Below are 25,131 nucleotides of genomic sequence, written 5' to 3'. Positions count from 1 at the left end.
AACCACCCGATCCCATCCCGAACTCGGAAGTGAAACGCAGCTGCGCCAATGGTAGTGTGGCCTAAGCCATGCAAGAGTAGGTCATCGCCAGGGTTTTTATCCCTAAAACGCCGCCCCACACAGGGCGGCGTTTTTCTTTGCGCCAAAGGCGCGTCCGCAACAGGTCATCGCCAGGGTTTATCCCTAAAACGCCGCACCACACAGGGCGGCGTTTTTCTTTGCGTGCCATACGGGCCGAGATGAATTTCACGTCCGTGAAGCCGTTCGAATTTCCCTTCACAATCAGCGCCGGGAATCGCGACGCGTGAAAGCCGCTAACGTCAGCGGCAACGTTGCATTGGCCTCCACGGCCAGCCTCTGGTAAACCATGCATCTGTCTGACCGCGACCATCCGGGTGCCCGATGAAACCGATCCTTCCCCTGCTGCTCGCGCTGGCCGCCGTGCCCGCGCAAGGCGCCGTGCTGATGGCGGGCGACGGTGTAGTCGCCGACAGCAGCAAGCGCACCCGCGATGTCGGCGAACAGACCATGCACCTGGTGCGCATCGACCGACGCGCCATCGAGACCACGGCCAAGTCCGGCGCGCTGGTCCTGCCCAGCACCGGCAGCGAACCCACGCGTGCCCGATTCACGGGGCTGGAAAAGCGCGCCGACGGCCTGAGCATCTGGACCGGCAAGGTACAGACCCGCGCCGGCGAGCAGTCGGTGGTGCTGACCCTGGGTGACGGCATCGCCTTCGGCCTGATCCCGCAGTTCGAAGGCCCGCCCCTGCGGCTCGAGACGCGGCCCGAAGGCATCTGGCTGGTCGAGGGCCTGGACGTGGACCCCGTCTTCGACGAGCCCGGCCAGGATTTCATCATTCCGCCGAGGGAGCCTGCCAAAGCCCCGCCCGCGAAGGCACGCGAAGACGGCAAGGTAATCCCCGAGCCCGTGGTCCAGGTGGTCGCGGTCTATACGCCGCGGCTCGTGGACGTGATGGGTTCCAACGCCGCCGTCGAGGCACGCCTGGTCTATCTGGAATCGATCACCAACCAGGCCTACATCGACAGCGGCGCGGAGGTTCGCATCGACCTGCTGGCGACCCACCTGATCGACTATACGGTCAACAACGACAACAACATCGCCCTGGGCGAGATCCGCAATCCGTCGTCGCTGCCGGTCAAGATCGAAGTGGACCGCGTGCGAGCCCTGTACGGCGCCGACCTGCTGGCCATGGTCCGCAACTTCGACCGCGCCGTGCAGAACAGCTGCGGCATCGCCTACCTGCTGGGCACCAATGGCAGCGCGTTCAGCACCTCCTACGGTTTCTCGGTGACCAGCGACCGCGGCTTCGGCGGCGACAACTGCGGCGAATGGACCTTCGCGCACGAGCTCGGCCACAACATGGGCTCGCACCACGACAACGAGACCACGGGTGGCGAGTACGGCGCCTACGTCTACTCGCGCGGCTATCGAATCACCGCCGGTTCCGCCAGTTTCTCCACCATCATGGGCTACACCACCGGCTCGCAGGTGCGCGTGGGCCTGTTCTCCAGCCCCAACCTGACCTGCCAGGGCGTGCCCTGCGGCATCGCCGAAGAAGCCGACAACGTCCGCAGCCTCACCAACACCGCGCCGCAGGTGGCGGCCATGGTCGCCGCGCTGCCGCCGAGCAGCGAGCCCACCGTGTCGGTGGCCGATGTCACCGTCAACGAAGGCGACACCGGCACCACCACCGCCAATTTCGTGATCACCCTGTCCGCGCCCTCGGCCAGCCCGGTCACCATCCAGACCACCACCATGAGCGGCAGCGCCTTCGCGCCGGCCGACTTTGTGGCTCGCACGGTCACCACCCTGATCCCGGCAGGCCAGACCTCGGCCACCATCGGCGTGCAGGTCAGGGGCGACAACCTGGTCGAGCAGAATGAAGTCTTCGCGCTCAACATCACCTCGGCCAGCGGCGCGCGCGTGCGCGACGGGCAGGGCGTGGCCACGATCACCAACGACGAGCCCATTCCCGACCTGACCATCGCCGACGTGACGCTGGACGAAGGCAACGCCGGCACCACCAACGCAGTGTTCACGGTCAGCCTGTCCCAGGTCTCGGGCACGCCCGTCACCTTCGACGCCAACAGCTTCATCTACGCGCCAGGCCCCAATGCCGCGACCGAGAACAGCGACTTCACCCCGATCGCGCTGACCGGCCTCACCATTCCCGCCGGCAGCACCAGCACGCAGTTCACCGTGCCGATCCTGGGCGACACGACGGTGGAGCAGGACGAGAGCTTCATCGTCCGCATCTCGAACAACACCGCCTCCAACCTGCTCGACAACCGCTCCAACGTCTGGATCGACAACGACGACGACGGCGTGACCCGGCCCACGATTTCCATCAGCCCGGTGACCGTGGTCGAAGGCAATGCCGGCACGTCCACCGCCAACTTCGCCATCAGCCTGTCCCAGCCATTCACCAGCGCGGTGTCCTTCGGCGCCGCCACCAGCAATGGCAGCGCCCAGGCCGGCAGCGACTACGTGGCGCGTTCGGTGACCAGCCAGAGCATCCCGGCCGGCCAGACCAGCACCACCTTCGCCGTCACCATCCAGGGCGACACCGCGGTGGAGTCCGACGAGACGTTCACCGTTTCGCTCAACAACCTCATCAATGCCACGGCCGGCACGCTCACCGCCACCGGCACGATCACCAACGACGAAGCCGGCAGCCTGCCCGTGCTGGCCGCCCGCGACGACCGCGTGGTGGTGCGCCAGAACGCGGCGGCGTTCACCACCAACGTGCTGGCCAACGACGTGTTCGACGCGGCGCGCCTGTCCGGCGGCAACCTCACCATCACCACCGCGCCGGCACAGGGCACGGCCACCGTGCAGACCAACGGCACCAGCGGCACCGCCGCCGACGACCTGATCAGCTATTCGCCGGCCGCGAACTTCAGCGGCGAAGTGCTGGTGGGCTATCGCCTCTGCGAAGGGGCCGGCCGCTGCGTCGACGGCATCCTGAGCATCATCGTGCGGCCCAGCCTCGACGTGGCGATCGACACGCCCTCCGGCGCCGGCTTCATGGACCTGCCGATGGCGGACCTGCGCGCGCTGCCCGCAGCCGAGTTCATCGCCTACCGCCTGCGTCCGCCGCAGGTGTTCCAGCCCAGCCTGGCCGTGGATCCGACGCCCGAATCCCCGTGGGACCAGGGCCGCGCAGGCACCCACTTCCAAACCGGCGTGATCGCGACCGGCACCCTGGAGTGGCGCATCCTGGCCGACGCCCGCTCGCTGGGCGCGGGTGACGTGGACCTCTACCTGGGCATCGACCTGGACGGCGACAGCCAGCCGGATGCCAACGAAGTGCGCTGCACCGCGGCCATGTCCAGTGCCGCCGAGCGCTGCGAAATGGCGCTGGGCGTGCCCGCGCCGGACACCCGCTACTGGGCGATGCTGCACAACCGCAGCCCCTCGGGGCACCAGGTCCGGCTGGACCTGTTCGATTTTCCGATGCAGGAAGTCGAGGTTTCCGCCGTGCTGCAGAGCCTGGTCGCCACCGGGCCCGGCAGGCTGCCTGCGGATGCCGACTTCCCGCTGCGCCTGGGCTGGACCGACTACGACAGCGTGCTCGGTGATCGCCAGCTTGCCTACATCCGGGTCAAGGCCGACGCCGCCACCGACGCCGGCGTGTTCCCCGTGCTGCTCACGCGCTCGGCCAGCGACATGCCCGCCGTGCAGCTCAACGTGAGCCAGACCACCGTGGTGTCGATGCCGGCGGGCGGCGCGCAGGATCGCGTCTATATCGACGTGCCCAACGGGACCTCGAGCCTGACCGTTTCCACCAGCAACAACACCGCCGACATCGACCTTTACCTGTCCTTCGTCGCCGCACCGGCTGGCCCCGGCGTCGCGCCTGCGCCCGCCCGCAACCTGGCGGTGCGCTCGGCCACCACGGCCAGCGGCAACGAAAGCATCACGCTGACGGCGCCGACCCTGACGCCGGGCCGCTGGTATGTCACGCCGGTCAACAAGAGCGGCGGCGTGGTGCAGGTCGGCATGCTGGCCACCGTCAGCGCGGGCGCACCCGTCGTGCGGTCGGGCAGCTACTTCAACCCCGCGCGCGGTGGCCATGGCCTGTTCGTGTATCCGGCCGGCACCCAGCGGGCGGGCCTCTGGTACACCTACCTGCAGGACGGCAGCCCCACCTGGTACTACCTGCAGGGACCGGCGCCCGGTGCGAACGGATTGTGGTACGCCACGCTCTACCGCTCGGCCTGGACCGGCAGCAGCAACAAGCTCACCGCGATCGGCAAGGCCACGGTCACGCCGACCAGCAACGATGCCTTCACCTTCAGCTACACGCTGGATGGCGAAACCGGCGTGGAAACCATGGCCGCGCTTGGCCGCGGCTGCCCCACGCTGTCCGGGTCGGCGCTGGACGTGAGCTCGCACTGGTTCAATTCCGCCACCGCCGGCAGCGGCTACAGCGTGCAGATGTTCCCGACCTACGAGTTCCATGCCTCGTTCGTCTACGACGGCCGCGGCGTGCCGCGCTTCCTGCTGGCCGAGCGCAACGGTTTCGGCGGCGCCCAGGGCGCGCTCACGCTGGAGCAGCTCAAGGGCTTCTGCCCGCTGTGCACCCGCACCGGCAATCCGACCCGCACGGCGGTGGGCACCTACACCCGCAGCTTTTCGGGCGGCAGCTTCGCCAACATCGCCGTGAACGCCACCTTCGCCGACGGCCTGCCCGGCACCTGGGCCACCAACCACCCGGTGCAGCTGCTGGGCGGGGCGGGCACCTCGCAGGGCTGCGCCCCCTGACGCGACGGGCCGGACCCCCGGGTCCGGCCCCGGCGGGGAACCTCCCGCCCATGTCGGTTGCAACTTGTCCGGGACAAGCGCCCGCTGCTATAATTTTGCGCCTTCGGCGGGAGTCTCCACGGCTGCCGGCCACATCGGAACGGTCCTTGTTCAACTCCCTGGCCGCTGGTCGACGTCTCGCCCGCAGGGCTGCCTTGTTCCAGCTGGGTGCCGGGGTCCTGGCCGCCGGGCTGGCGGGTGCGGTCTGGGGTGCGGCGCATGCCGCCGGCGCCTTCACGGGCGCCCTGGCGGCCGCGCTGGGCACGGAAGGCATGGCCCGGCTGGCGCTGGGCGGTGGCATCCAGCCGGCCCGCGTCGCCTATGTGCGGCTGCTGGCCGGGATGGTGCTGAAGTGGTTGTTGGTCGCATTGCTGATTTACCTGGCGCTGGCGCGCTGGCGGTTCCCGCCGGTCGCGACGCTCTCAGGGTTGGTGCTGGCGCTGGTGGTGTTTCCACTGGCGCATCTTTCTGGCTCGGCTACAAGAACAGACACGCAGGGTGACAAGTGAGCGCTGAATCCGGTTCCGGTGGTGGTGGTCTGACCGAATACATCAAGCACCACCTGCATCACCTGCAGTGGCAGTTTGGCGACAGCAAGTTCGAGACCATCAACCTCGACAGCGTGTTCTTCCTGGTCATCCTGGCCGCGCTGTTCCTGTTCGTGTTCCTGCGCGTGGCCCGCAACGCCACCGCCGGCGTGCCGGGCAAGCTGCAGTGCGCCATCGAGATGGTGGTCACCGGCGTCGACGGCCTGGTCAAGGACACCTTCCACGGCCAGAGCAAGTTCATCGCCCCGATGGCGGTCACCATCTTCGCGCTCGTGTTCCTGATGAACTTCATGGACATGATCCCGGTCGACTTCCTGCCGTGGGCCGCCCACGCCGCCGGCGTCAACTACCTGCGCGTCGTGCCCACCGCCGACCTCAACACCACCATCGGCATGTCCCTGGGCGTGTTCCTGCTGATCCACTGGTTCGGCATCAAGCACAAGGGCATCAAGCTGTTCGTCGCCGAAGCCTTCACCGCGCCCTTCCACGCGCACGGCACGCTCGGCAAGATCCTGCTGGCGCCGGCCAACCTGCTGCTGCGCCTGATCGAAGAACTGGTGCGCCCGCTCAGCCTGAGCCTGCGACTGTTCGGCAACATGTATGCCGGCGAGCTGATCTTCATCCTGATCGCGGTCATGACGCTCGGCGCCGCCATGAACGAAGCGATGACCTACGTGATGGCGCCGGTGCAGTTCATCGCCGGCTTCGTCTGGACCGCGTTCCACATCCTGGTCATCACCCTGCAGGCCTTCATCTACATGATGCTCACCGTGGTCTACCTGAGCATGGCGAGCGAGAAGCACTGATCCACCGGTTCCAGTTCCAAACTACGCACCACCACCTTTCAACCAAGCGTTACTGACGGAGAGCAACATGGAGAACATCAACCTTATCGCCGACGTGATGGGCATGACCGTGATCGCGGCCGGCCTGCTGATCGGCCTGGGCGCGCTCGGCACCGCCATCGGCTTCGCCATCCTGGGCGGCAAGTTCCTGGAAGGCGCGGCGCGCCAGCCGGAGCTGACCCCGATGCTGCAGACCAAGATGTTCATCGTCGCCGGCCTGCTCGACGCGGTGCCGATCATCGGCGTGGCCATCGCGCTGCTGCTGATCTTCGCCAACCCGTTCCTGGCCACCCTCGGCGCCTGATAAGCCCCGCGGACTTGGTTAGCCGGCGGCAATCCGTCGCCGGCGCATAGGAGCTAGACATGGATATCAACATCACCCTGGTCATCCAGGGCCTGGCGTTCTTCGCGGTCGCCTGGGTCGTGATGAAATTCGGCTGGCCGCACATCATGGCGGCCATCGAGCAGCGCCAGCAGCAGATCGCCGAAGGCCTCGCCGCCGCCGACCGCAGCAAGAAGGATCTTGCCGTGGCCGAGGAGAAGGTCAACGAAGCCCTGCGCGAAGCCCGCACCAAGGCCAACGAGATCATCGCCCAGGCCGAGGCGCGCAAGATCCAGATCATCGACGCCGCCAAGGAAGAGGCGATCGCCGAAGGCAACCGCCAGAAGGCGCTGGCCCAGGCCGAGATCGTCTCCGCCGCCAACCGCGCCCGCGAGGACCTGCGTCGCCAGGTTTCCGCGCTTGCGGTCGCCGGCGCCGAGAAGCTGATCCGACGCGAGATCGACGGCAACGCACACAAGGCGCTGCTCGACGAGCTGGCGGCCGAGATCTGAGACCGAAGCCATGAGCGAAGCCCTCACCCTCGCACGCCCCTACGCCCGCGCCGCGTTCTCCGTGGCCAAGGACGGCGGCCGCACGCAGGCCTGGTCGAACATGCTCGGCTTCGCCGCGCAGGCCTCCGGCGTCGCCGGCGTGCAGGCGGTGCTCGGCCATCCGACGGCTTCGGCCGACACGATGGTCGACCTGCTGATGCCGCCGGGCGACAGCGACCCCAACTTCCGCCAGTTCCTGGTGGTGCTGGCGGAAAACCGCCGCATCGACCTGCTGCCGGAAGTCGCGGCGCTGTTCGACCAGCAGCGCGCCGAGTCCGAGCGCGTGGTCAAGGCCACCGTCACCTCGGCCCAGCCGATGGACGAGGCCAGCCTGGCCAAGCTGGGTGAGTCGCTGCGCAAGCGCTTCGGCCAGCAGGTCGAGATCACCACCGCGGTGGACGCGGCGCTGATCGGCGGCGCGGTCATCGACACCGGCGACGTCGTCATCGACGGCTCCCTCCGCACCAAGCTGGCGCGCCTCGGGGCGGCGCTGGCGAACTGATACGCAGAATCCAGATCCTCCTTTGAACCAAGCGCCGGCGCGAGCCGGACGACCCAGGGATACCCCCATGCAGACGCTCAACCCGTCCGAAATCAGCGAACTCATCAAGAGCCGCATCGAAAAGGTCAAGCTGGCCGCCGAAGCCCGCAACGAAGGCACCGTGACGTCGGTGTCCGACGGCATCGTGCGCATCCACGGCCTGGCCGACGTGATGCAGGGCGAGATGGTGGAGCTGCCCAACAGCACCTACGCCCTCGCGCTGAACCTGGAGCGCGACTCGGTCGGCGCCGTGGTGCTGGGCGACTACAAGAACGTGCGCGAAGGCGACACCGCCAAGACCACCGCCCGCATCCTCGAAGTGCCGGTCGGCCCCGAGCTGCTCGGCCGCGTGGTGAACGCGCTGGGCGAGCCGATCGACGGCAAGGGCCCGCTCAACGCCTCGCTCAGCGAGCCGGTGGAGAAGGTCGCCCCGGGCGTCATCTGGCGCAAGTCGGTGTCCCAGCCCGTGCAGACCGGCTACAAGTCGGTCGACGCCATGATCCCGATCGGCCGCGGCCAGCGCGAGCTGATCATCGGCGACCGCCAGACCGGCAAGTCGGCGATGGCAGTGGACGCCATCATCAACCAGAAGGGTACGGGCGTTAAGTGCGTCTACGTGGCCATCGGCCAGAAGGCCTCCACCATCGCCAACGTCGTGCGCCGCCTGGCCGACAACGGCGCCCTGGCCCACACCATCGTGGTGGCCGCCTCGGCGTCCGAATCGGCCGCGATGCAGTACATCGCGCCGTACTCGGGCTGCACCATGGGCGAGTACTTCCGCGACCGCGGCGAAGACGCCCTGATCGTGTACGACGACCTGTCCAAGCAGGCCGTGGCCTACCGCCAGATCTCGCTGCTGCTGCGCCGCCCGCCGGGCCGCGAAGCCTATCCCGGCGACGTGTTCTACCTCCACTCGCGCCTGCTCGAGCGCGCCTCGCGCGTCAGCGAAGAGTACGTCGAGAAGTTCACCAACGGCGCCGTCAAGGGCAAGACCGGCTCGCTCACCGCGCTGCCGATCATCGAGACCCAGGCCGGTGACGTCTCGGCCTTCGTGCCGACCAACGTGATCTCGATCACCGACGGCCAGATCTTCCTGGAAACCGACCTGTTCAACGCCGGCATCCGCCCGGCCGTGAACGCCGGCATCTCGGTGTCGCGCGTCGGTGGCGCCGCCCAGACCACGATCATGAAGAAGCTGTCGGGCGGCATCCGCATCTCGCTGGCGCAGTACCGCGAGCTCGCGGCCTTCGCCCAGTTCGCTTCCGACCTGGACGAAACCACCCGCAAGCAGCTCGAGCGGGGCCAGCGCGTCACCGAACTGATGAAGCAGAAGCAGTACGCGCCGATGTCGATCGCGCAGATGGCGCTGTCCATCTACGCGGTGAACGAGGGCTACCTCGACGACGTCCCGCTGAACAAGGTGCTGGCCTTCGAAGCCGGCCTGCATGCCCACCTGAGCAACACCCAGGGCGAGCTCGAGTCCAAGGTCGTCGCCACCGGCGCCTGGGACAAGGACATCGAGGCGTCGTTCAAGCAGGTCATCTCCGAGTTCAAGACCACGGGTTCCTGGTAACCCTTGTAGGAGCGCCCTCCGGCGCGAATCGTCGGGCCGCAAGGCCCTCCTACATAGAAAGGAAGAAACATGGCAGGCGGCAGGGAAATCAAGACCAAGATCAAGAGCGTGCAGAACACCCGCAAGGTGACGCGCGCGCTCGAAATGGTCTCGGCGTCGAAGATCCGCAAGGCGCAGGAGCGCATGAAGTCGTCGCGTCCCTACGCGCGGCTGATGCGCCAGATGATCGGCCACATCGCCAAGGCCAACTCCGAGTACGTGCATCCGTTCCTGCAGGAGCGCGAGCAGGTCAAGCGCATCGGCTACGTCATCGTGTCCACCGACCGCGGCCTCTGCGGCGGCCTGAACTCGGTGCTGTTCCGCAAGCTGCTGGCCGACATGCGCGAGTGGCAGGCCAAGGGCGTGGAGGTCGACGTGGTCTGCGTCGGCCAGAAGGCCACCGCGTTCTTCCGCCGCCTGAAGGTCAATCTGCTGGGTTCGGTCACGCACCTGGGCGAGAAGCCCGAGCTGGAGAAGCTGGTCGGCGTGATCAAGGTGATGCTCGATGGCTACAGCGAGGGCCGGCTCGACCGCGTCTTCCTGAGCTACAACGACTTCATCAACACCATGACCCAGAAGCCGCGCCAGGACCAGCTGCTGCCGCTGCCGCCCTCCGAGTCGCTGGAGAGCAAGCACGACTGGGACTACATCTACGAACCCGACGCGCAGACGGTGCTCGACCACGTGCTCACGCGCTACGTCGAGTCGCTGGTCTACCAGGCCACCCTGGAAAACCTCGCTTCCGAACACGCGGCGCGCATGGTGGCCATGAAGTCGGCCTCCGACAACGCCACCAAGCTGATCGGCACCCTGAACCTGATCTACAACAAGGCCCGCCAGGCCGCGATCACCCAGGAAATCTCCGAGATCGTCGGCGGCGCCGCAGCCGTCTAAAGAACCCTGTAGGAGCGGCTCGCGCCGCGATGCGTCACGCCAGAACCCGCTTCCACAAGCCAAGAATCGTTTTCCAGAGGAAACAACCATGAGTCAGGGCAAGATCGTTCAGATCATCGGCGCCGTCGTCGACGTCGAGTTCCCGCGCGCCGAAGTGCCGAAGGTGTACGACGCGCTGAAGGTCGGCGGCACCGAAATCACGCTCGAGGTCCAGCAGCAGCTGGGCGACGGCGTCGTGCGCTGCATCGCGCTGGGTTCCACCGACGGCCTCAAGCGCAACCTGGTCGCCACCAACACCGGCCGCGCCATCTCGGTGCCGGTCGGCAAGGAAACCCTGGGCCGCATCATGGACGTGCTGGGCAACCCGATCGACGAAGCCGGCACCGTGGACACCAAGGACCACTGGGAAATCCACCGCGCCGCGCCTAGCTACGAAGAGCAGTCCTCGGGCAACGAGCTGCTGGAGACCGGCATCAAGGTGATCGACCTGATGTGCCCGTTCGCCAAGGGCGGCAAGGTCGGCCTGTTCGGCGGCGCCGGCGTCGGCAAGACCGTGAACATGATGGAGCTCATCAACAACATCGCCAAGCAGCACGCCGGCCTGTCGGTGTTCGCCGGCGTCGGTGAGCGCACCCGCGAAGGCAACGACTTCTACCACGAGATGAAGGACTCCAACGTCCTGGACAAGGTCGCGATGGTGTACGGCCAGATGAACGAGCCGCCGGGCAACCGCCTGCGCGTCGCGCTGACCGGCCTGACCATGGCCGAGTACTTCCGCGACGACATCGACCCGGCCACCGGCAAGGGCCGCGACATCCTGTTCTTCGTGGACAACATCTACCGCTACACCCTGGCCGGCACCGAGGTCTCGGCGCTGCTGGGCCGCATGCCGTCCGCCGTGGGCTACCAGCCGACGCTGGCCGAGGAAATGGGCGTGCTGCAGGAGCGCATCACCTCCACCAAGACCGGCTCGATCACGTCCATCCAGGCCGTGTACGTGCCCGCCGACGACCTGACCGACCCCTCGCCCGCGACCACCTTCGCCCACCTCGACGCCACCGTCGTGCTGTCGCGAAACATCGCGTCGCTGGGTATCTACCCGGCCGTGGACCCGCTCGACTCGACCTCGCGCCAGCTCGACCCGAACGTCATCGGCCACGAGCACTACGACACCGCGCGCAAGGTGCAGTCCACCCTGCAGAAGTACAAGGAGCTCAAGGACATCATCGCGATCCTGGGCATGGACGAGCTGAGCGAAGAAGACAAGCAGGCCGTGTCCCGCGCCCGCAAGATCGAGCGCTTCTTCTCCCAGCCCTTCCACGTGGCCGAAGTCTTCACCGGCTCGCCGGGCAAGTACGTGACGCTGAAGGAAACCATCCGCGGCTTCAAGATGATCTGCGACGGCGAGTGCGACTCGCTGCCGGAGCAGGCGTTCTACATGGTCGGCGGCATCGACGAAGCCTTCGAGAAGGCCAAGAAGATGAGCGCCGCGGCCTAAGCCGCGACACTCGGGGAATCACGACATGGCATCCACCATCCGTTGCGACATCGTCAGCGCCGAGGAAGAGATCTTCCACGGCGAAGTGCAGATGGTCGTGGCCACCGGCGAAATGGGCGAGCTCGGCATTGCGCCGCGCCACGCCCCGCTGATCACCCGGCTCAAGCCCGGCCAGGTCCGCGTGACCCTGGCCAGCGGCGAAGAGCAGCTGTTCTTCGTGTCCGGCGGCATCCTGGAAGTGCAGCCGCAGGTGGTGACGGTGCTCGCCGACACCGCCATCCGCGGCGGCGACCTGGACGAAGCCAAGGCGCAGGCCGCCAAGGAAGAGGCCGAACGCATCCTGGCCGGCCGTGGCGAAACCATGGACCTGGCCGAAGCCCAGGCCAAGCTGGTCGAGGCCATGGCGCAGCTGCAGGCCCTCGAGCGCCTGCGCAAGAACCTCAAGCACTGACGCCGGCACCACGCCGACGAATCGACGCCGGCCTCGTGCCGGCGTTTTTTTTTGCGCCGGCGTTCGGGGTATGGTGCCGGCGTCACCGAGGAAGCGAAGGTCACTTTCTGCTCAGTGAAGCCTTTTATTTCGCAGAAAGTGACCTTCGCTTCCACGGCGCCACCGGTCCGTCCCGCAAGGGTTCTCAAAGGAAGGCCCGTGGCCGCGTGCTCCGATGCTTGCGCGTGAGCGATCCGGACCAAGGCGGGCCATCTTTCCTGCTGATCGCGCGGTTAATCAGTGCCCACGACTTGGCGCCCGCGCGTCAGCGCGTGCGTGTCCGCCTGGACACGCGACAGGCTTGGTCGCGCACTGGATGGACGGCAAGGCCGTGACTCCTATCCGCCCGGCGGCGGGTGTGAGCTCTTGGCGATCCCGATAAGCGCATCCGGCGAGCAAAGCCGTAGGCACGCGCTGGCGCGCGGAGCGTAGGGGCACGCGTTTTCTGCTCACCCAGAAGGCCAGCAATGCACGGTCGGATACGGACGCGGCCCGAATGGATATTTCCCGATTGCGGCACAGCCTGTCAGCGACGGAAACCGCTCCTCACGCTCGACTGAAACTGACACCCGCCGCCGGGCGGACAGGCGCCTCACTCTTGGCGTCGACCCAGCTCGCGGAGAAGCGGCATCAAGTGTCCGAATGGACACGCAGCCGCGTCGAGCTGCTGGCATGGGCACAGGCCTGTTCAATCGCCGGATCGGCAGGAGAGATGGACTGCCTTGGTCCGGATCGCTCACGCGCACGCATCGGAGCACGACGCCGCGGGCCTTCCCGTCCACCCACCGGATGATGGGACCGGGCGCGGCGTGGAGGTGAGGGTCACTTCCTGCGAAATAAAAGGCTTCTCTGAGCAGGAAGTGACCCTCACCTCCGCGTCGCGAACGGCGCCGGATCACACCCGGCTGGCGGCGGCGAGGCCCTGCGCCGATACTAGGGCCACGGAGGAAACCATGAGCCAGGCCCTGCACGTCATCATCCTCGCCGCGGGCGAGGGCAAGCGCATGAAATCGCGCGCCCCCAAGGTGCTGCAGCCCATCGCCGGGCGGCCGATGCTGGCCCACGTGATCGACGCCGCGCGCGCCCTGGGCGCCGCCGGCATCCACATCGTCTACGGCCACGGCGGCGACCAGGTGCGCGCTGCGTTCGCCAGCCAGTCCGACCTGCGCTGGGCCGAACAGGCGCAGCAGCTGGGCACCGGCCACGCGGTGCAGCAGGCCATGCCCCACGTGCCCGACCAGGCCCGGGTGCTGGTGCTGTACGCCGACGTGCCCCTGATCACCATCGACACCCTGCGCCGCCTACTGGCCGCGGGCACCGAGCGCGCCGCCGTGCTGGCCGAGACCCTGGCCGATCCGACGGGCTATGGCCGCATCGTGCTGGACGGCAATGGCGACGTGCAGGCCATTGTCGAGCACAAGGACGCCGACGAGATCCAGCGCGCCGTCCGCCTGGTCAACACCGGCGTGGTGGCGGCGCCCGCCAACGACCTGCGCCGCTGGCTGGGCAAGATCGGCAACCAGAATGCCCAGGGCGAGTTCTACCTCACCGACATCTTCGCCATGGCGCGCGCCGACGGCCGCCCGGCCGCCGTGGCGGCCTGTTCAGTGCCCGGCGAGGCCGAAGGTGCCAACGATCCGATCCAGCTGTCGCGTCTTGAACGCGCCTACCAGCGCCGCGCCGCCGAGGCGCTGATGCTGCAGGGCGCGCGCCTGGCAGACCCGGCGCGCTTCGACCAGCGTGGCGAGGTCTCGGTCGGCAGCGACGTGCAGATCGACGTGGACGTGGTGCTGGAAGGCAATGTCTGGCTGGGCGACGGCGTCCGCATCGGCCCCTTCTGCCGCCTGCGCGACGTCGAGCTGGCGGCCGGCACCGTGGTCAACGCGCACTGCGACCTCGAGGGCGTGCTCACGCGCGGGGCCTGCAGCATCGGTCCGTTCGCGCGCCTGCGCCCCGGCACCGACCTGGAGGAGGGCGTGCACATCGGCAACTTCGTCGAGACCAAGAAGGCGCGGCTGGGCAAGGGCTCCAAGGCCAACCACCTCAGTTACCTGGGTGACGCCGAGATCGGCAAGGCCGTCAACATCGGCGCCGGCACCATCACCTGCAACTACGATGGCGTCAACAAGTCCACCACCACCATCGGCGACGGCGCCTTCATCGGCTCCAACTCCTCGCTGGTGGCGCCGGTGGAGATCGGTGCCGAAGCCACCATCGGCGCCGGCTCGGTGGTGAGTAAGCGCGCGCCGCCGGGCAAGCTCACCGTCGCCCGCGCCCGCCAGGAAACGATACAGGGCTGGCAGCGCCCGACGCGCAAGACCTGAGTCGCCGGCACACGCACCGCGGAAACGCGCTCAGGCCTCGCTGGTGGGCAGCACCATCGCCACCGCCAGTCCGCCGCCGTCGCGGTTGCCCAGGCTGATGCGCCCGCCGTGCGCCTCGGCGATTTCGCGCGCCAGCGCCAGGCCCAGGCCGGTGCCGCTGCGTTTGGTGGAATAAAAGGGCACCAGCGCGTTGGCCAGCACCGCCGGGCTCATGCCGGTGCCGCGGTCCATCACCTCGATGCGCAGCAGGCCCGACTGCCGCCGCACGCGCAGCGACACGTCCCCGGCCGCGCCGCCGGATTCGTGCGCGTTCTTGAGCAGGTTCAGCAGCGCCTGCTCCATCTGCGCCACGTCCAGCCGCGCCATCTCCGCCGGCAGCTCGCCGTCCACCGCGAAATCGATCTGGCTGCGAAGGCGCTCGACGAAGGCCGGCCACTGCACCGCCTCCAGCCGCGGCGACGGCAGCTTGGCGAAATGCGCATAGCCGCGGATGAAACCTTCCAGGTGGCGCGCGCGTTCCTCGATGGTGCCGAAGATGGATTCCAGCCGCGCATGCTGGCCGCGCCGCGTCAGCTCGGCGCCGGAGTGCGCCAGCGACGCCACCGGCGCCAGCGAATTGTTCAACTCGTGGCTGATGACGCGGATCACCTTCTTCCAGGTCTGCACTTCCTGGCGCCGCAGCTCGGTGGTGAGCTGGCGCAGCAGCAGCAGTTCGTGCGGGCGGCCGTTGAGCCGGAAGCCGCGGCGCGCCAGATGGTAGACGTCCTCCTCGTCGCCTTCGCCGACCGAGAACAGCCCGTCGCCGCCGCGGTCCATGGCTTCGCGCAGGGGCGGGGCGGCGATGCGCAGCAGTGCCTCCAGCGCCAGGCCTTCGAGCTTGCGACCCTGGTTGAGCAGCTGGCGCGCCGCCAGGTTCGCGTACACCACGTGCCCGCCCTCGCCAACCAGCAGCATCGCCACCGGCGTGTTCTGCACCATGGTGTCGAGCAGCAGCTCGCGCTGCACCAGCGACAGGCGCTGCTCGCGCAGCACGCCACCCAGCTCGTTGTGCGCGGCCACCAGGTCGCCGAGTTCATCGCGGTGGCGCCAGCGCAGGCCGAAGCTGAAGTCGCCGTCGCGGTAGCTGAGCGCGGTGCCGGCCAGCGCGCGGAACAGCGACAGCGCCGGCCGCACCGCGCGCCGCACCGCTAGCAGGCCCAGCGGCAGCGTCAGCATCAGCGCCGCGCTGCCGGCCAGCCAGGGATTGTCGAACAGGCGGTCGAACCACAGCGCCAGCGTCACCGCGAGCACGGCGCCCAGGCCGCAGATCAGCGCCAGGTGGCCAGCGATGGACCGGCGCGGCGCCACCATCTCAGGGCCGGGCGATGCCCAGCCGCTCCATGCGCCGGTACAGCGCCTGCCGGCTCAGGCCGAGTTCGGACGCGGCCTGCGCGACGATGCCACCGGCGCGGGCCAGGGCCTGTTCGATGCTGGCGCGGTCGGGTTCGCTGTCGGCCGGCGTGGCGATCGACGGCATCACCAGGCCCAGGTCGCCGACGCTGATGCGGGCATCGGCCGCCAGCAGGCAGGCGCGCTGCATCACGTTCTTGAGTTCGCGCACGTTGCCCGGCCAGCCGTGGCGCAGCAGCGCGGCGCAGGCATCGTCGGTGAGCTGCTTGCCGGGCGCCAGGAAATGCTGGGCCAGGGGCAGGATGTCGCGCGGGCGCTCGGCCAGCGGCGGTAGCCGGATCTCGATGACGTTGAGCCGGTAGTAAAGGTCCTCGCGGAAGCGGCCGTCGCGGATCATCGCCGGCAGGTCGGCATTGGTGGCGCTGACCACGCGCACCTTCACCTGGCGCTCCTTGTTCGAACCCAGGCGCGAGAAGCGGCCGGTCTCGAGCACGCGCAGCAGCTTCATCTGCCCGGCCGGCGGCAGGTTGCCGATCTCGTCCAGGAACAGCGTGCCGCCGTCGGCCGCCTCGAACTTGCCTTCGCGCGCCTTGCCCGCGCCGGTGTAGGCACCGGCCTCGGCGCCGAACAGTTCGGCCTCGATCAGCTCCGAAGGCAGGGCGCCGCAGTTGAGCGTGACGAAGGGGCCGTCCTTGACCATCGAATTGGCCTGCAGGATCTCCGCAAGTTTTTCCTTGCCCGAACCATTGGGACCGGTGACCAGCACCGGCACGTCGGCGCGCGCGACCTGGCAGGCCAGCGCCAGCACGCGCTCGGTGGCCGGGTCGGCCCAGACCAGGCCGCGCAGGTCGTGGCGCGTCTCCAGCTCCCGCCGCTGCCGGCGGTCCTGGCCCGCGCGTTCGGCCAGCGCGCGGCTGGCCTGGCCCAGCTCCAGCAGGTTGGCCACGGCGGCCAGCAGCTTGCGGTCGTCCCAGGGCTTGGGCAGGTAGTCGGCGGCGCCGGCCTTCACCAGGTCCACCGCCGTGGACAGGTGGGTCCACGCGGTAAGCAGGATCACCGGCAGGTCGGGACGCAGCGCGCGGATGGCCTTGAACAGCGCCTCGCCTTCTTCGCCCGAGGTGGTGTCGGCGCTGAAGTTCATGTCCTGGATCACCAGGTCCACCGGCTCGCGCCGCAGCAGCGCCAGGCCTTCCTCGGGCGAAGCCGCGCACAGCGTGCGCAGCTCGTGCAGCGAGAACAGGACTTCCAGCGCCGTGGCGACCGCGGGGTTGTCGTCGATCACCAGCAGGGTGGCGTGGGGCGTCGCGGGCATGCGCCTAGCCTACCTTCAGGCGGTGCGCGTGGCGATGGCCGGCGGCACCGCGGCGGCGCGCCACGCCGGGCCCAGCACCGCCAGCAGGCCCAGCAGCCACATCACCGCCATGGTGATGCCGATGTAGGCCGCGGGCAGGCGCGGGATCTCCAGCTCCGACACCAGCACGTTGTTCAGCACCAGGGCCAGCAGCACGCCCGACAGCACGCCGCCGGTGGTGATCATCACGTTCTCGAGCAGGAAGTAGCGCAGGATGTCGTGCCGGCGCGCGCCCAGGGCGCGGCGTACGCCGATCTGCTTGCGGCGCTGGTTCACCCACAGGCTGGCCATGCCGACGATGCCGCTGGCGGTGATCAGCAGCAGGAAGGCGGTGACCGCGATCAGCAGCCCGGCCATCATGTTCTCCCCCGCATAGCGACGCTCGCGCGCCTCGACGAAGGTGCGCTTGCCCAGCAGGATGCGGTCGTTGCGCAGCGCCAGCAGCGCCTTCTCGACGTCGGCCATCACGCGGTCCTGCTGGCCGGGCTCGGTGCGCACGGCGTAGCGGCTGAAGGCGTCGATGTAGCGCACCGGCAGGATGATGCTGTCGTTGGCGCCGTCGTCGGCGGGGGCGCTGGGGCTCTGCAGGTGCTCGATCACGCCGACGATGCGCACGCCTTCGGCACTGTCGTCGCCGCCCATGTAGAAGACCTTGCCCACGTAGCTGGTGTCGTCGGGAAACAGCTGTCGCGCCAGCGACAGCGTGACCATCACGTGCGCCGGCTGGTTGCGGTCCAGCTGGGGATTGGAAGTGATGAACTCCCCGGGCTCGAAGAACCGCCCCTCGACGATCTTCAGGCCGAAGGTGTCCACCAGCGAATCGCCGGTGCCGTTGAAGTACAGCGTGGCGCCGATGTCGCTGTCGCGGCGGCCGCGCTCGGCGGTGAGACCGCCGTTGTTCCAGCTCGACTGGCCCAGTGGGATCTGGTTTGTCCAGGTGGCCGAAACCACGCCCGGGATGGCCTTGATCGCGGCGATGTCGCGCTGCTGCATGTCCTCGATGTCGGTGATCTGCCGGTGCGGGTAGAAGCGGATCTCGGTCAGGTTCTGCTCGTCGGCGCCGGTGGGGCGCGCCGCCGTGGCCAGGCGGTCGCGGATGATGTAGAGCGCGTTGCAGACGATGGCCAGGGTGAGCGCGACCTGCGCAGCGATGAGCAGCGGCGCGGTCTTGTTGCGCAGCATGGCGGAGAGGATGGGACGGATTTCCATGGCGGTATCCTCGGCGGGTCCTGGGTTATTGGCTCTTGAGCTGCAGCGCGGGCACCACCTGGCAGGCGCGCCAGGTCGGCAGCAGTCCCGCCACCAGGCTGGCGGCCACCGACAGCGTGATCGCGGTGGCCAGCATCACGCCGTCCACGCGGGTGATCTGGGCTATGCCTTCGTCGAAGTTGCGGATGAAGGCCAGCGCGCCGAAGGTCAGGCCCACGCCTACCGCCGCGCCCACCAGGCCGATCACGCCGGCTTCGGTCAGGTACTGGGTGAACACGTCGCGCCGCGTGGCGCCCAAGGCCCGGCGCACGCCGATCTCGCCCGGCCGCGCGCTGAACTTGGCCAGCAGCAGGCCCACCGTGTTCACCAGGCACACCAGCAGGAAGCCGAAGGCGAGCCAGGTCGAGGTGCGGGTGTCGTCGCTGACCACGCCGTTCTGGTCCAGCCACTCCCTGACGTTGTAGAGGCGGTTGTTGACCGGGCGCTGCATGCGGCCCAGCGCCTTCTGCTCGGCGACATAGGCCGCCAGGTAATCGGCGTACTCGCTGCGCTGGCCGGCGTTCTCAAGCTCGACCCAGTACTGGATCCACACGCATTCCGACGCCACGTAGCCCTTGAAGCCGGGAGCCGGCGGCGCGCTGGAGCAGTCCAGGCTGCCGTTCATCTGCATGTCGCGCGAGATCGCCGTGTTGAACGGCATCATCACGTCCTCGCTGGTGCCGTACTGGTTGCCGCCGATCAGCCGGTAGAACTTCGGCACCGGGTTCCAGGTATCGGTCACGCCGACCACGGTGTAGTCGGCGTCGGTGATGCGCAGGGTCTTGCCGACCGGGTCCACGCCCTCGCCGAAGATGCGCTCGGACAGGCTGCGGCCGATCACCACCACCGAGGCGCCCTTGGTGTCGTCGGCGGCGCTCCAGGGCTGGCCGTAAAGGAAGGGCACCTCGAACATCGGGAAGAAGTCGGCGCCCACCGCCACGCCTTCGCTGAAGAAGGGCGGCAGGTCGGCGCGGCCCGGGTCGATGGCGGGCGCCAGGCCGTAGATCGGCGTGCGGCGCTTGCCCTTGCCCTGCTGCCAGAGGTTGGTGGCGTCGGTGTAGGACACCTGCTGCGGCGGCTCGCCGCCGTCGTTCGGGTTTTCGGCCGGGTTGTTGTCAAGCAGCGGTACGAACAGCACGTCGCTCTTGGACGGGATCGGGTCGCCCGACATGCCGCGCAGCAGGGTCAGCGTGGTCATGCTGGCGGCCACGCCCACCGACAGCGTCAGCACCATCAGGGTGGTCAGCACCGGGTTGCGGCGCAGGCTGCGGAAGCCCAGGCCCAGGTAGTAGCGGAACATGGCGGGCTCCTCAGGCGTTGGCGGGGTTGGCGGCGACCGCCGCGAGCGTGCGCTGGGTCTCGTGCGTCAGGTCCGAGACCTGGCCGTCGATGATGTGCACGTTGCGGTGCGCGCGCGCCGCCAGCTCGGGGTCGTGGGTCACCATCAGGATGGTGGTGCCGCGCGCGTTGATCTCCTCAAGCAGCTCCATCACGCCGCGCGCCATCTGCGAATCCAGGTTGCCGGTGGGCTCGTCGGCCAGCAGCAGCTTGGGCGAGCCGGCCAGCGCGCGCGCGATCGCCACGCGCTGCTGCTGGCCGCCGGAGAGTTCGGCCGGGTAGTGCTTCTGGCGCGAGGCCAGGCCGACCTGGGCCAGCGCGTCCTCGATGCGGCGCTTGCGCTCGGCGCCGTTGAAGCCGCGGTAGCGCAGCGGCACGTCCACGTTGTCGAACAGGTTCAGGTCGGGAATCAGGTTGAAGCCCTGGAAGATGAAGCCCAGCTTCTCGTTGCGCAGCTTCGAGCGGGCGTTGTCGTCCATGCCGCGCACGTCCACGCCATCGAGCAGGAACTCGCCGCCGCTGAACTCCTCCAGCAGGCCGGCGATGTTGAGGAAGGTCGTCTTGCCCGAGCCCGACGGACCCGTGACCGCCACGAACTCGCCTTCCTTGACGTGGATGTCGAAGCCGCGCAGCGCGTGCGTCTCGATCATGTGGGTGCGGTAGACCTTGCTCAGGTTGGTCATGCGAAGCATGGCGGGCGTCCTCGGTGGCGGGAGTCGTGGGTGTGCGCGGCGCGCACGGGGGTAGGGGTCATTCGTTGATCGAAACGCGCTCGGCGTTCTGGAAGTTGTCGGTGCCGGCGATCACCACGCGGTCGCCCTGCTGCAGGCCCTCGAGGATCTCGACCGCGGCCACGCTGGTCACGCCCAGGCGGATCGGCCGGCGCTCGGCCACGCCGTCCACCATCACGTAGGCGTAGCGCCCGCCCTGGTCCTCGATGAAGGGGCCGCGGGCCAGCATCAGCACGTCGGCGCGCTCCTCGAACAGCACCCGGGCCGACACCCGCTGGTTCTGGCGCAGTCCCGGCGGCTGCTCGCCGTCGAAGCGCACGCGCGCCAGCACCTGGTTGTTCACCACCTCGGGCGAGATGGCGGAGATTTTGCCGGTGGCGGTGACCGCGCCGATGCGCACTTCCGCGCCCATGCCCAGGCCCAGGTCCTCGGCATAGCTTTCGGGCATGGCCAGCTCCACTTCCAGTCGCGACAGGTCCACCACCGTCATCAGCGCGGTGTTGGCGACCACCACGGCGCGGTCGGCCACGTTGAGCGTGCCGATGATGCCGTCCACCGGCGCGCGCACGTTGAGCTCGTCCACCCGGCGCTCGAGGTTGGCGGTGAGCAGGCGCTGGCGTTCCAGCAGCTGCTGCTGGGTCTTGAGCGCCAGCGCCACGTCCTGGGTTTCCAGGCCCGCGGCCGAACCGGCGTGCTTGCTGCGGATCTCGGCGCTGGCCATCGCATCTTTGGCGCGCAGCAGCTCCACTTCCGGGATCGCGCCCAGCTCGAAGCCACGCTGCGCGCGCTGCAGGTCGCGCACGGCGGCGAGCCGCACCACCTCGGCGTCGTCGGCATCGCGGCGGGCCAGCAGGCTGGCCTTCTGGGCCAGGATGCGCTGGCGCGACACCTCGGCCTCGAGCTGGCTCAGGGTGGCGCGCTCGCGCTGCAGTTCGTTGTCCAGTTCGGGCGAGTCCAGCACGGCCATCACCTGGCCCTGCTTCACGGTGTCGCCGGCGTTGATCTTCAGCGTCACGGTGCCGCCGGCGGGCGAATAGAGGGTGGGGCTGACCGCCGCGACCACGCGGCCGTTCACCGCCGCGTCGCGCACCAGGGTGCCGCGGCTGACCTCGGCGTAGCGCAGCCGCTCGCCCGATACCGCGCGGGCGCTGCCCAGCCAGCCCGACACTGTCCAGCCGGCCAGCAGCACCAGCACGCCGGCGATGGCAGCCAGCCACCAGGGGCGGCGCGAGCGCGGCTGCTGCTGGGGGCTGACGCTGCGGTCCTGGGCGGAGGTGTCGCGGATCATGGCAACCTGCGGGGGTGGAAGTGACTGCAAGGGCGTTGCACAAGCCATGCCAGCGCCAAGTCATTGAACTCAAAGGCCGGCAGCGGCCGTCCGGGTGTCCGCCGGCCGTCCGGCCAAGCCCGGGCGGACAGCGTGCCGACCGGCCGTCGGGCGAGGCCGTGGACCGCGGTGCATCCGGTAAACTGGCGCACTAAACCGGTCAAGGAAGCCAGTCCATGTGCGGCATCGTCGGCATCAGCGCCCAACGCAACATCGTCCAGAACCTGATCGCCGGCCTGAGCGCACTGGAATACCGCGGCTACGACTCCGCGGGCGTCGCCCTGCAGGGTCCCGACGGCATCGTGCGCCTGCGCGCCAAGGGCAAGGTCCGCGACCTGATCGCGCTGCAGAAGGAAACCGGCCTGGACGGCCACTGCGGCATCGCCCACACCCGCTGGGCCACCCACGGCGTGCCCAGCGAGGGCAACGCGCATCCGCACCTGTCGGGTGAAGTGAGCGTGGTGCACAACGGCATCATCGAGAACCACTCCGCGCTGCGCGCCGAGCTGCAGTCCGAAGGCTACGAGTTCAGCTCGCAGACCGACACCGAAGTGATCGCGCACCTGATCGAGCGCGCCCAGCGCCGCGGCACGTCGCTGCTGGCCGCGGTGCAGCAGACCGTGAAGCGGCTGCACGGCGCCTACGCCATCGCCGTGGTGTCGGCGCGCGAGCCCGGCACGGTGGTGGGCGCGCGTTACGGCGCGCCGCTGATCGCCGGCCTGGGCGAGGGCGAGCAGTACCTGGCCTCGGACGTGCATGCGCTGCTGCCGCTGACCCGCCGCTTCATCTACCTGCAGGAAGGCGACGTGGTGCAGGTCACCCGCGATGGCCTGCAGGTGTTCGACGCCGACGACACGGCGGTCGAGCGCGAAGTGCGCGAGTCGCATTTCAGCGCCGACGCCGTGCAGCGCGGCGACTACGACCATTACATGCTCAAGGAAATCCACGAGCAGGCGCAGTCGGTCACCGACACGCTCGAGGGACGCATCGCCGGTGGCCGCATCCTCACCCAGATCTTCGGCGTGGACGCCGAGCGCCTGCTGGCCGACACCCAGGCCGTGCACATCATCGCCTGCGGCACCAGCTACCACGCCGGCCTGGTGGCGCGTTACTGGATCGAACAGCTGGCCGGCGTGCCCTGCACGGCCGAGATCGCCAGCGAATACCGCTACCGCGACCCGGTGGTGCAGGCCGGCACGCTGTTCCTCACCATTTCCCAGTCGGGCGAAACCGCCGACACCCTGGCCGCGCTGAAGCTGGCCAAGCAGATGCCCTACCTGGCGCAGATGGCCGTGTGCAACGTGCCCGAGTCGTCGATCGTGCGCGAGTCCTCACTGGTGCTGATGACGCGCGCCGGCCCCGAGATCGGCGTCGCCTCCACCAAGGCCTTCACCACCCAGCTGGTGGCGCTGGCGCTGTTCGCGCTCGAGCTGGGACGCAGCAAGGGCCTGGACGCTGCGCGCTATGCCGACGGCGTGGCGCAGCTGGAGCAGCTGCCCGGCCTGATCGTGGAAACGCTGAAGCTGGACGCGCAGATCAAGGCCCTGGCCACGCGCTTCGCCGACAAGCACCACGCGCTGTTCCTGGGCCGCGGCACGCACTGGCCGGTGGCCATGGAAGGCGCGCTCAAGCTCAAGGAGATCAGCTACATCCACGCCGAGGCCTATGCTGCCGGAGAGCTCAAGCACGGGCCGCTGGCCCTGGTGGACGAGGAAATGCCGGTGATCGCGGTGGCGCCCAACGACCGCCTGATCGACAAGCTCAAGTCCAACCTTGAAGAAGTGCGCGCGCGCGGTGGCGAGCTGTACGCCTTCGTGGACGAGAGCGTGGCGCATGGCCTGGATGCCGCGCACGTGATCATCATGCCGGCCGCGGGCGAGATCGCCGCACCGGTGGTGTCCACCATCCCGTTGCAGCTGCTGAGCTACCACGTGGCCGTGCTCAAGGGCACCGACGTGGACCAGCCGCGCAACCTGGCCAAGTCGGTGACGGTGGAATAAGCGGGCGGCTCCGAAGGCGCTCGCCCAGCCCTCCTCCTGCATGAAGTCCTGGTCCAGCCGCGGTCCCGCGGCCGCGCTGGTACCACGGGGCCAGAAGTTTGGACCCCGCCGCACGCGATAGCCGAGTACGGTAACCGCAGCACATCAACCGGCAATGATTTCAGCGGTGATGCTGCGCTCGGAAAATGCACGGCGCGGCGCGGCCCCGCCCCGCCGACCGCGGCCGCAAACGCTAGACTGCGCAGGCCCCGGCGATCCCCGCCCGGGCCCCGGTTGTGGAGATCGCCATGCGTGTCTGCGTTTATGCCGCCTCCAGTGCGCAGGTCGCGCCGGAATTCCACGCCGCCGCCCGTGCGCTGGGCGTGGCGCTGGCCACCGAAGGCTGCAGCCTGGTGTACGGCGGAGGCTCACAGGGCCTGATGGGCGCAGTCGCCGATGGCGCGCTGTCGGCCGGGGGCGAAGTGATCGGCATCCTGCCGCGCTTCATGGCCGACCTGGAATGGGGCCACCCCGGACTCACGCGCCTGGAGCTGGTGGAAGACATGCGCGAGCGCAAGCACCGCCTGCTCACCGGCAGCGATGCGGTGGTGGCGCTGCCCGGTGGCTGCGGCACGCTGGAAGAACTGTTCGAGGCGATCACGCTCAAGCGCCTGGGCCTGTACTTCAACCCGATCCTGCTGCTCAACACGCGTGGTTTCTACGCGCCGCTGGCCGGCTTCATGGACAGCGTGATCGCCGAGCGCTTCATGAACCCGGAACACGCCGCGATGTGGGCGCTGGTGGACGAGGTGGACCAGGTGCTGCCGACCATCCGCGCCACCCCGCGCTGGCGCGAGGATGCGCGCGACTACGCCGTGGTGCGCTGAGGCGCGGTCCGCGCGCTCAGTCCTGGCTGGACTGCCCCGGATCGTCGAAGCCGAATTCGGGCTCGGGCATCGCGCCCTCGTCCTCGTCGCTGTGCACCGTGGTCACCGGGCCGGCCGCCGGCATGCGCTTGTTCTTGGGCAGGGGCAGCTTGGCCACTTCATCACCGGCGGCCAGCACCAGTTCACTGCGGCGCGCTTCCGGGATCTCCTGCCAGTGGCAGCCCAGGATCGCGCCTTCCAGCGCATACAGCAGGTTGAGGCTGGGCTTGAAGCCGGCGCGCTTGACCCGGACGAAGGCGGCCAGGGCGCCCACGGCCTCCAGGTCTTCCTGGCTGCGGATGCCGGTCTGGCGCAGCCAGGCGGCGGACTTGGGACCGATGTTGCGAAGCTTGCTGCCCGAACTCATCACTCACTCCCGCGGCGGTA

General features: G+C 68.7%; 20 protein-coding genes and 1 rRNA gene. 14 read left to right on the top strand and 7 right to left on the bottom strand.

What is annotated here, in order from left to right; all coding sequences use genetic code 11:
• The 12 genes from rrf to glmU form a co-directional block, all read left to right on the top strand.
• Positions 1-93 (top strand): 5S ribosomal RNA (gene rrf / locus ACOQFR_RS02375); the annotation flags it as partial.
• A gap of 309 nt (positions 94-402) precedes the next feature.
• On the top strand, positions 403-4,791 hold the full coding sequence (locus ACOQFR_RS02370) for a Calx-beta domain-containing protein (protein ID WP_421378109.1): 4,389 nt from the start codon (positions 403-405) through the stop codon (positions 4,789-4,791).
• Positions 4,792-4,937: 146 nt separating this feature from the next.
• On the top strand, positions 4,938-5,339 hold the full coding sequence (locus ACOQFR_RS02365; protein ID WP_421378107.1) for a hypothetical protein: 402 nt from the start codon (positions 4,938-4,940) through the stop codon (positions 5,337-5,339).
• Positions 5,336-6,184: a F0F1 ATP synthase subunit A gene (gene atpB, locus ACOQFR_RS02360; protein ID WP_421378105.1), complete on the top strand. Its 849-nt coding sequence runs from the start codon at positions 5,336-5,338 to the stop codon at positions 6,182-6,184. The genes ACOQFR_RS02365 and atpB overlap by 4 nt, the downstream gene beginning before the upstream one ends.
• 67 nt (positions 6,185-6,251) lie before the next feature.
• Positions 6,252-6,527 (top strand): F0F1 ATP synthase subunit C, encoded by a 276-nt coding sequence (gene atpE / locus ACOQFR_RS02355; RefSeq protein ID WP_421378103.1) that lies wholly within the window; start codon positions 6,252-6,254, stop codon positions 6,525-6,527.
• Positions 6,528-6,586: 59 nt separating this feature from the next.
• The gene (locus ACOQFR_RS02350) at positions 6,587-7,057 is read left to right on the top strand and encodes a F0F1 ATP synthase subunit B (protein ID WP_421378101.1); all 471 of its coding nucleotides are present in this window, start codon (positions 6,587-6,589) and stop codon (positions 7,055-7,057) included.
• 10 nt (positions 7,058-7,067) lie between these two features.
• Complete coding sequence (locus ACOQFR_RS02345; RefSeq protein ID WP_421378099.1) at positions 7,068-7,598, top strand: F0F1 ATP synthase subunit delta; 531 nt, start codon at positions 7,068-7,070, stop codon at positions 7,596-7,598.
• Positions 7,599-7,665: 67 nt separating this feature from the next.
• Positions 7,666-9,210, top strand: a complete 1,545-nt coding sequence (gene atpA, locus ACOQFR_RS02340; RefSeq protein WP_421378097.1) for a F0F1 ATP synthase subunit alpha — start codon at positions 7,666-7,668, stop codon at positions 9,208-9,210.
• A 69-nt stretch (positions 9,211-9,279) separates the two neighbouring features.
• Positions 9,280-10,143, top strand: coding sequence for a F0F1 ATP synthase subunit gamma (atpG, locus tag ACOQFR_RS02335; protein ID WP_421378095.1), 864 nt, complete (start codon positions 9,280-9,282; stop codon positions 10,141-10,143).
• An 88-nt stretch (positions 10,144-10,231) separates the two neighbouring features.
• The gene (gene atpD / locus ACOQFR_RS02330) at positions 10,232-11,641 is read left to right on the top strand and encodes a F0F1 ATP synthase subunit beta (protein WP_421378093.1); all 1,410 of its coding nucleotides are present in this window, start codon (positions 10,232-10,234) and stop codon (positions 11,639-11,641) included.
• A gap of 25 nt (positions 11,642-11,666) precedes the next feature.
• The gene (locus ACOQFR_RS02325; RefSeq protein ID WP_421378091.1) at positions 11,667-12,092 is read left to right on the top strand and encodes a F0F1 ATP synthase subunit epsilon; all 426 of its coding nucleotides are present in this window, start codon (positions 11,667-11,669) and stop codon (positions 12,090-12,092) included.
• 992 nt (positions 12,093-13,084) lie between these two features.
• Positions 13,085-14,455, top strand: a complete 1,371-nt coding sequence (gene glmU, locus ACOQFR_RS02320; protein ID WP_421378089.1) for a bifunctional UDP-N-acetylglucosamine diphosphorylase/glucosamine-1-phosphate N-acetyltransferase GlmU — start codon at positions 13,085-13,087, stop codon at positions 14,453-14,455.
• Between the two features lie 30 nt (positions 14,456-14,485).
• On the opposite strand, the gene ACOQFR_RS02315 is transcribed toward glmU, so the two are convergent.
• From ACOQFR_RS02315 to ACOQFR_RS02290, 6 genes are read right to left on the bottom strand one after another with little or no spacing between them, the layout of a single operon-like run.
• Positions 14,486-15,805, bottom strand: coding sequence for a sensor histidine kinase (locus ACOQFR_RS02315; protein WP_421378087.1), 1,320 nt, complete (start codon positions 15,803-15,805; stop codon positions 14,486-14,488).
• Between the two features lies 1 nt (position 15,806).
• Positions 15,807-17,156: a sigma-54-dependent transcriptional regulator gene (locus ACOQFR_RS02310; RefSeq protein ID WP_421378085.1), complete on the bottom strand. Its 1,350-nt coding sequence runs from the start codon at positions 17,154-17,156 to the stop codon at positions 15,807-15,809.
• 15 nt (positions 17,157-17,171) lie between these two features.
• On the bottom strand, positions 17,172-18,404 hold the full coding sequence (locus tag ACOQFR_RS02305; RefSeq protein ID WP_421378083.1) for an ABC transporter permease: 1,233 nt from the start codon (positions 18,402-18,404) through the stop codon (positions 17,172-17,174).
• 25 nt (positions 18,405-18,429) lie between these two features.
• On the bottom strand, positions 18,430-19,743 hold the full coding sequence (locus tag ACOQFR_RS02300) for an ABC transporter permease (RefSeq protein ID WP_421378081.1): 1,314 nt from the start codon (positions 19,741-19,743) through the stop codon (positions 18,430-18,432).
• A 10-nt stretch (positions 19,744-19,753) separates the two neighbouring features.
• Positions 19,754-20,473: an ABC transporter ATP-binding protein gene (locus tag ACOQFR_RS02295; protein WP_421378079.1), complete on the bottom strand. Its 720-nt coding sequence runs from the start codon at positions 20,471-20,473 to the stop codon at positions 19,754-19,756.
• A 58-nt stretch (positions 20,474-20,531) separates the two neighbouring features.
• Entirely contained in the window at positions 20,532-21,800 is a 1,269-nt protein-coding gene (locus tag ACOQFR_RS02290; RefSeq protein WP_421378077.1) for an efflux RND transporter periplasmic adaptor subunit, read from the bottom strand.
• Positions 21,801-22,015: 215 nt separating this feature from the next.
• On the opposite strand from ACOQFR_RS02290, the gene glmS reads away from it, so the two are divergent.
• On the top strand, positions 22,016-23,839 hold the full coding sequence (glmS, locus tag ACOQFR_RS02285) for a glutamine--fructose-6-phosphate transaminase (isomerizing) (protein WP_421378075.1): 1,824 nt from the start codon (positions 22,016-22,018) through the stop codon (positions 23,837-23,839).
• A 287-nt stretch (positions 23,840-24,126) separates the two neighbouring features.
• Positions 24,127-24,705, top strand: coding sequence for a TIGR00730 family Rossman fold protein (locus ACOQFR_RS02280; RefSeq protein ID WP_421378072.1), 579 nt, complete (start codon positions 24,127-24,129; stop codon positions 24,703-24,705).
• Positions 24,706-24,721: 16 nt separating this feature from the next.
• On the opposite strand, the gene ACOQFR_RS02275 is transcribed toward ACOQFR_RS02280, so the two are convergent.
• Positions 24,722-25,111, bottom strand: coding sequence for a TfoX/Sxy family protein (locus ACOQFR_RS02275; protein ID WP_421378070.1), 390 nt, complete (start codon positions 25,109-25,111; stop codon positions 24,722-24,724).
• Positions 25,112-25,131 lie beyond the last annotated feature (20 nt).

It is taken from the genome of Arenimonas sp. MALMAid1274, from assembly GCF_049195245.1.
Classification (GTDB): Bacteria; Pseudomonadota; Gammaproteobacteria; order Xanthomonadales; family Xanthomonadaceae; genus Arenimonas.
This window is presented reverse-complemented; position numbering and strand designations above follow the sequence as displayed.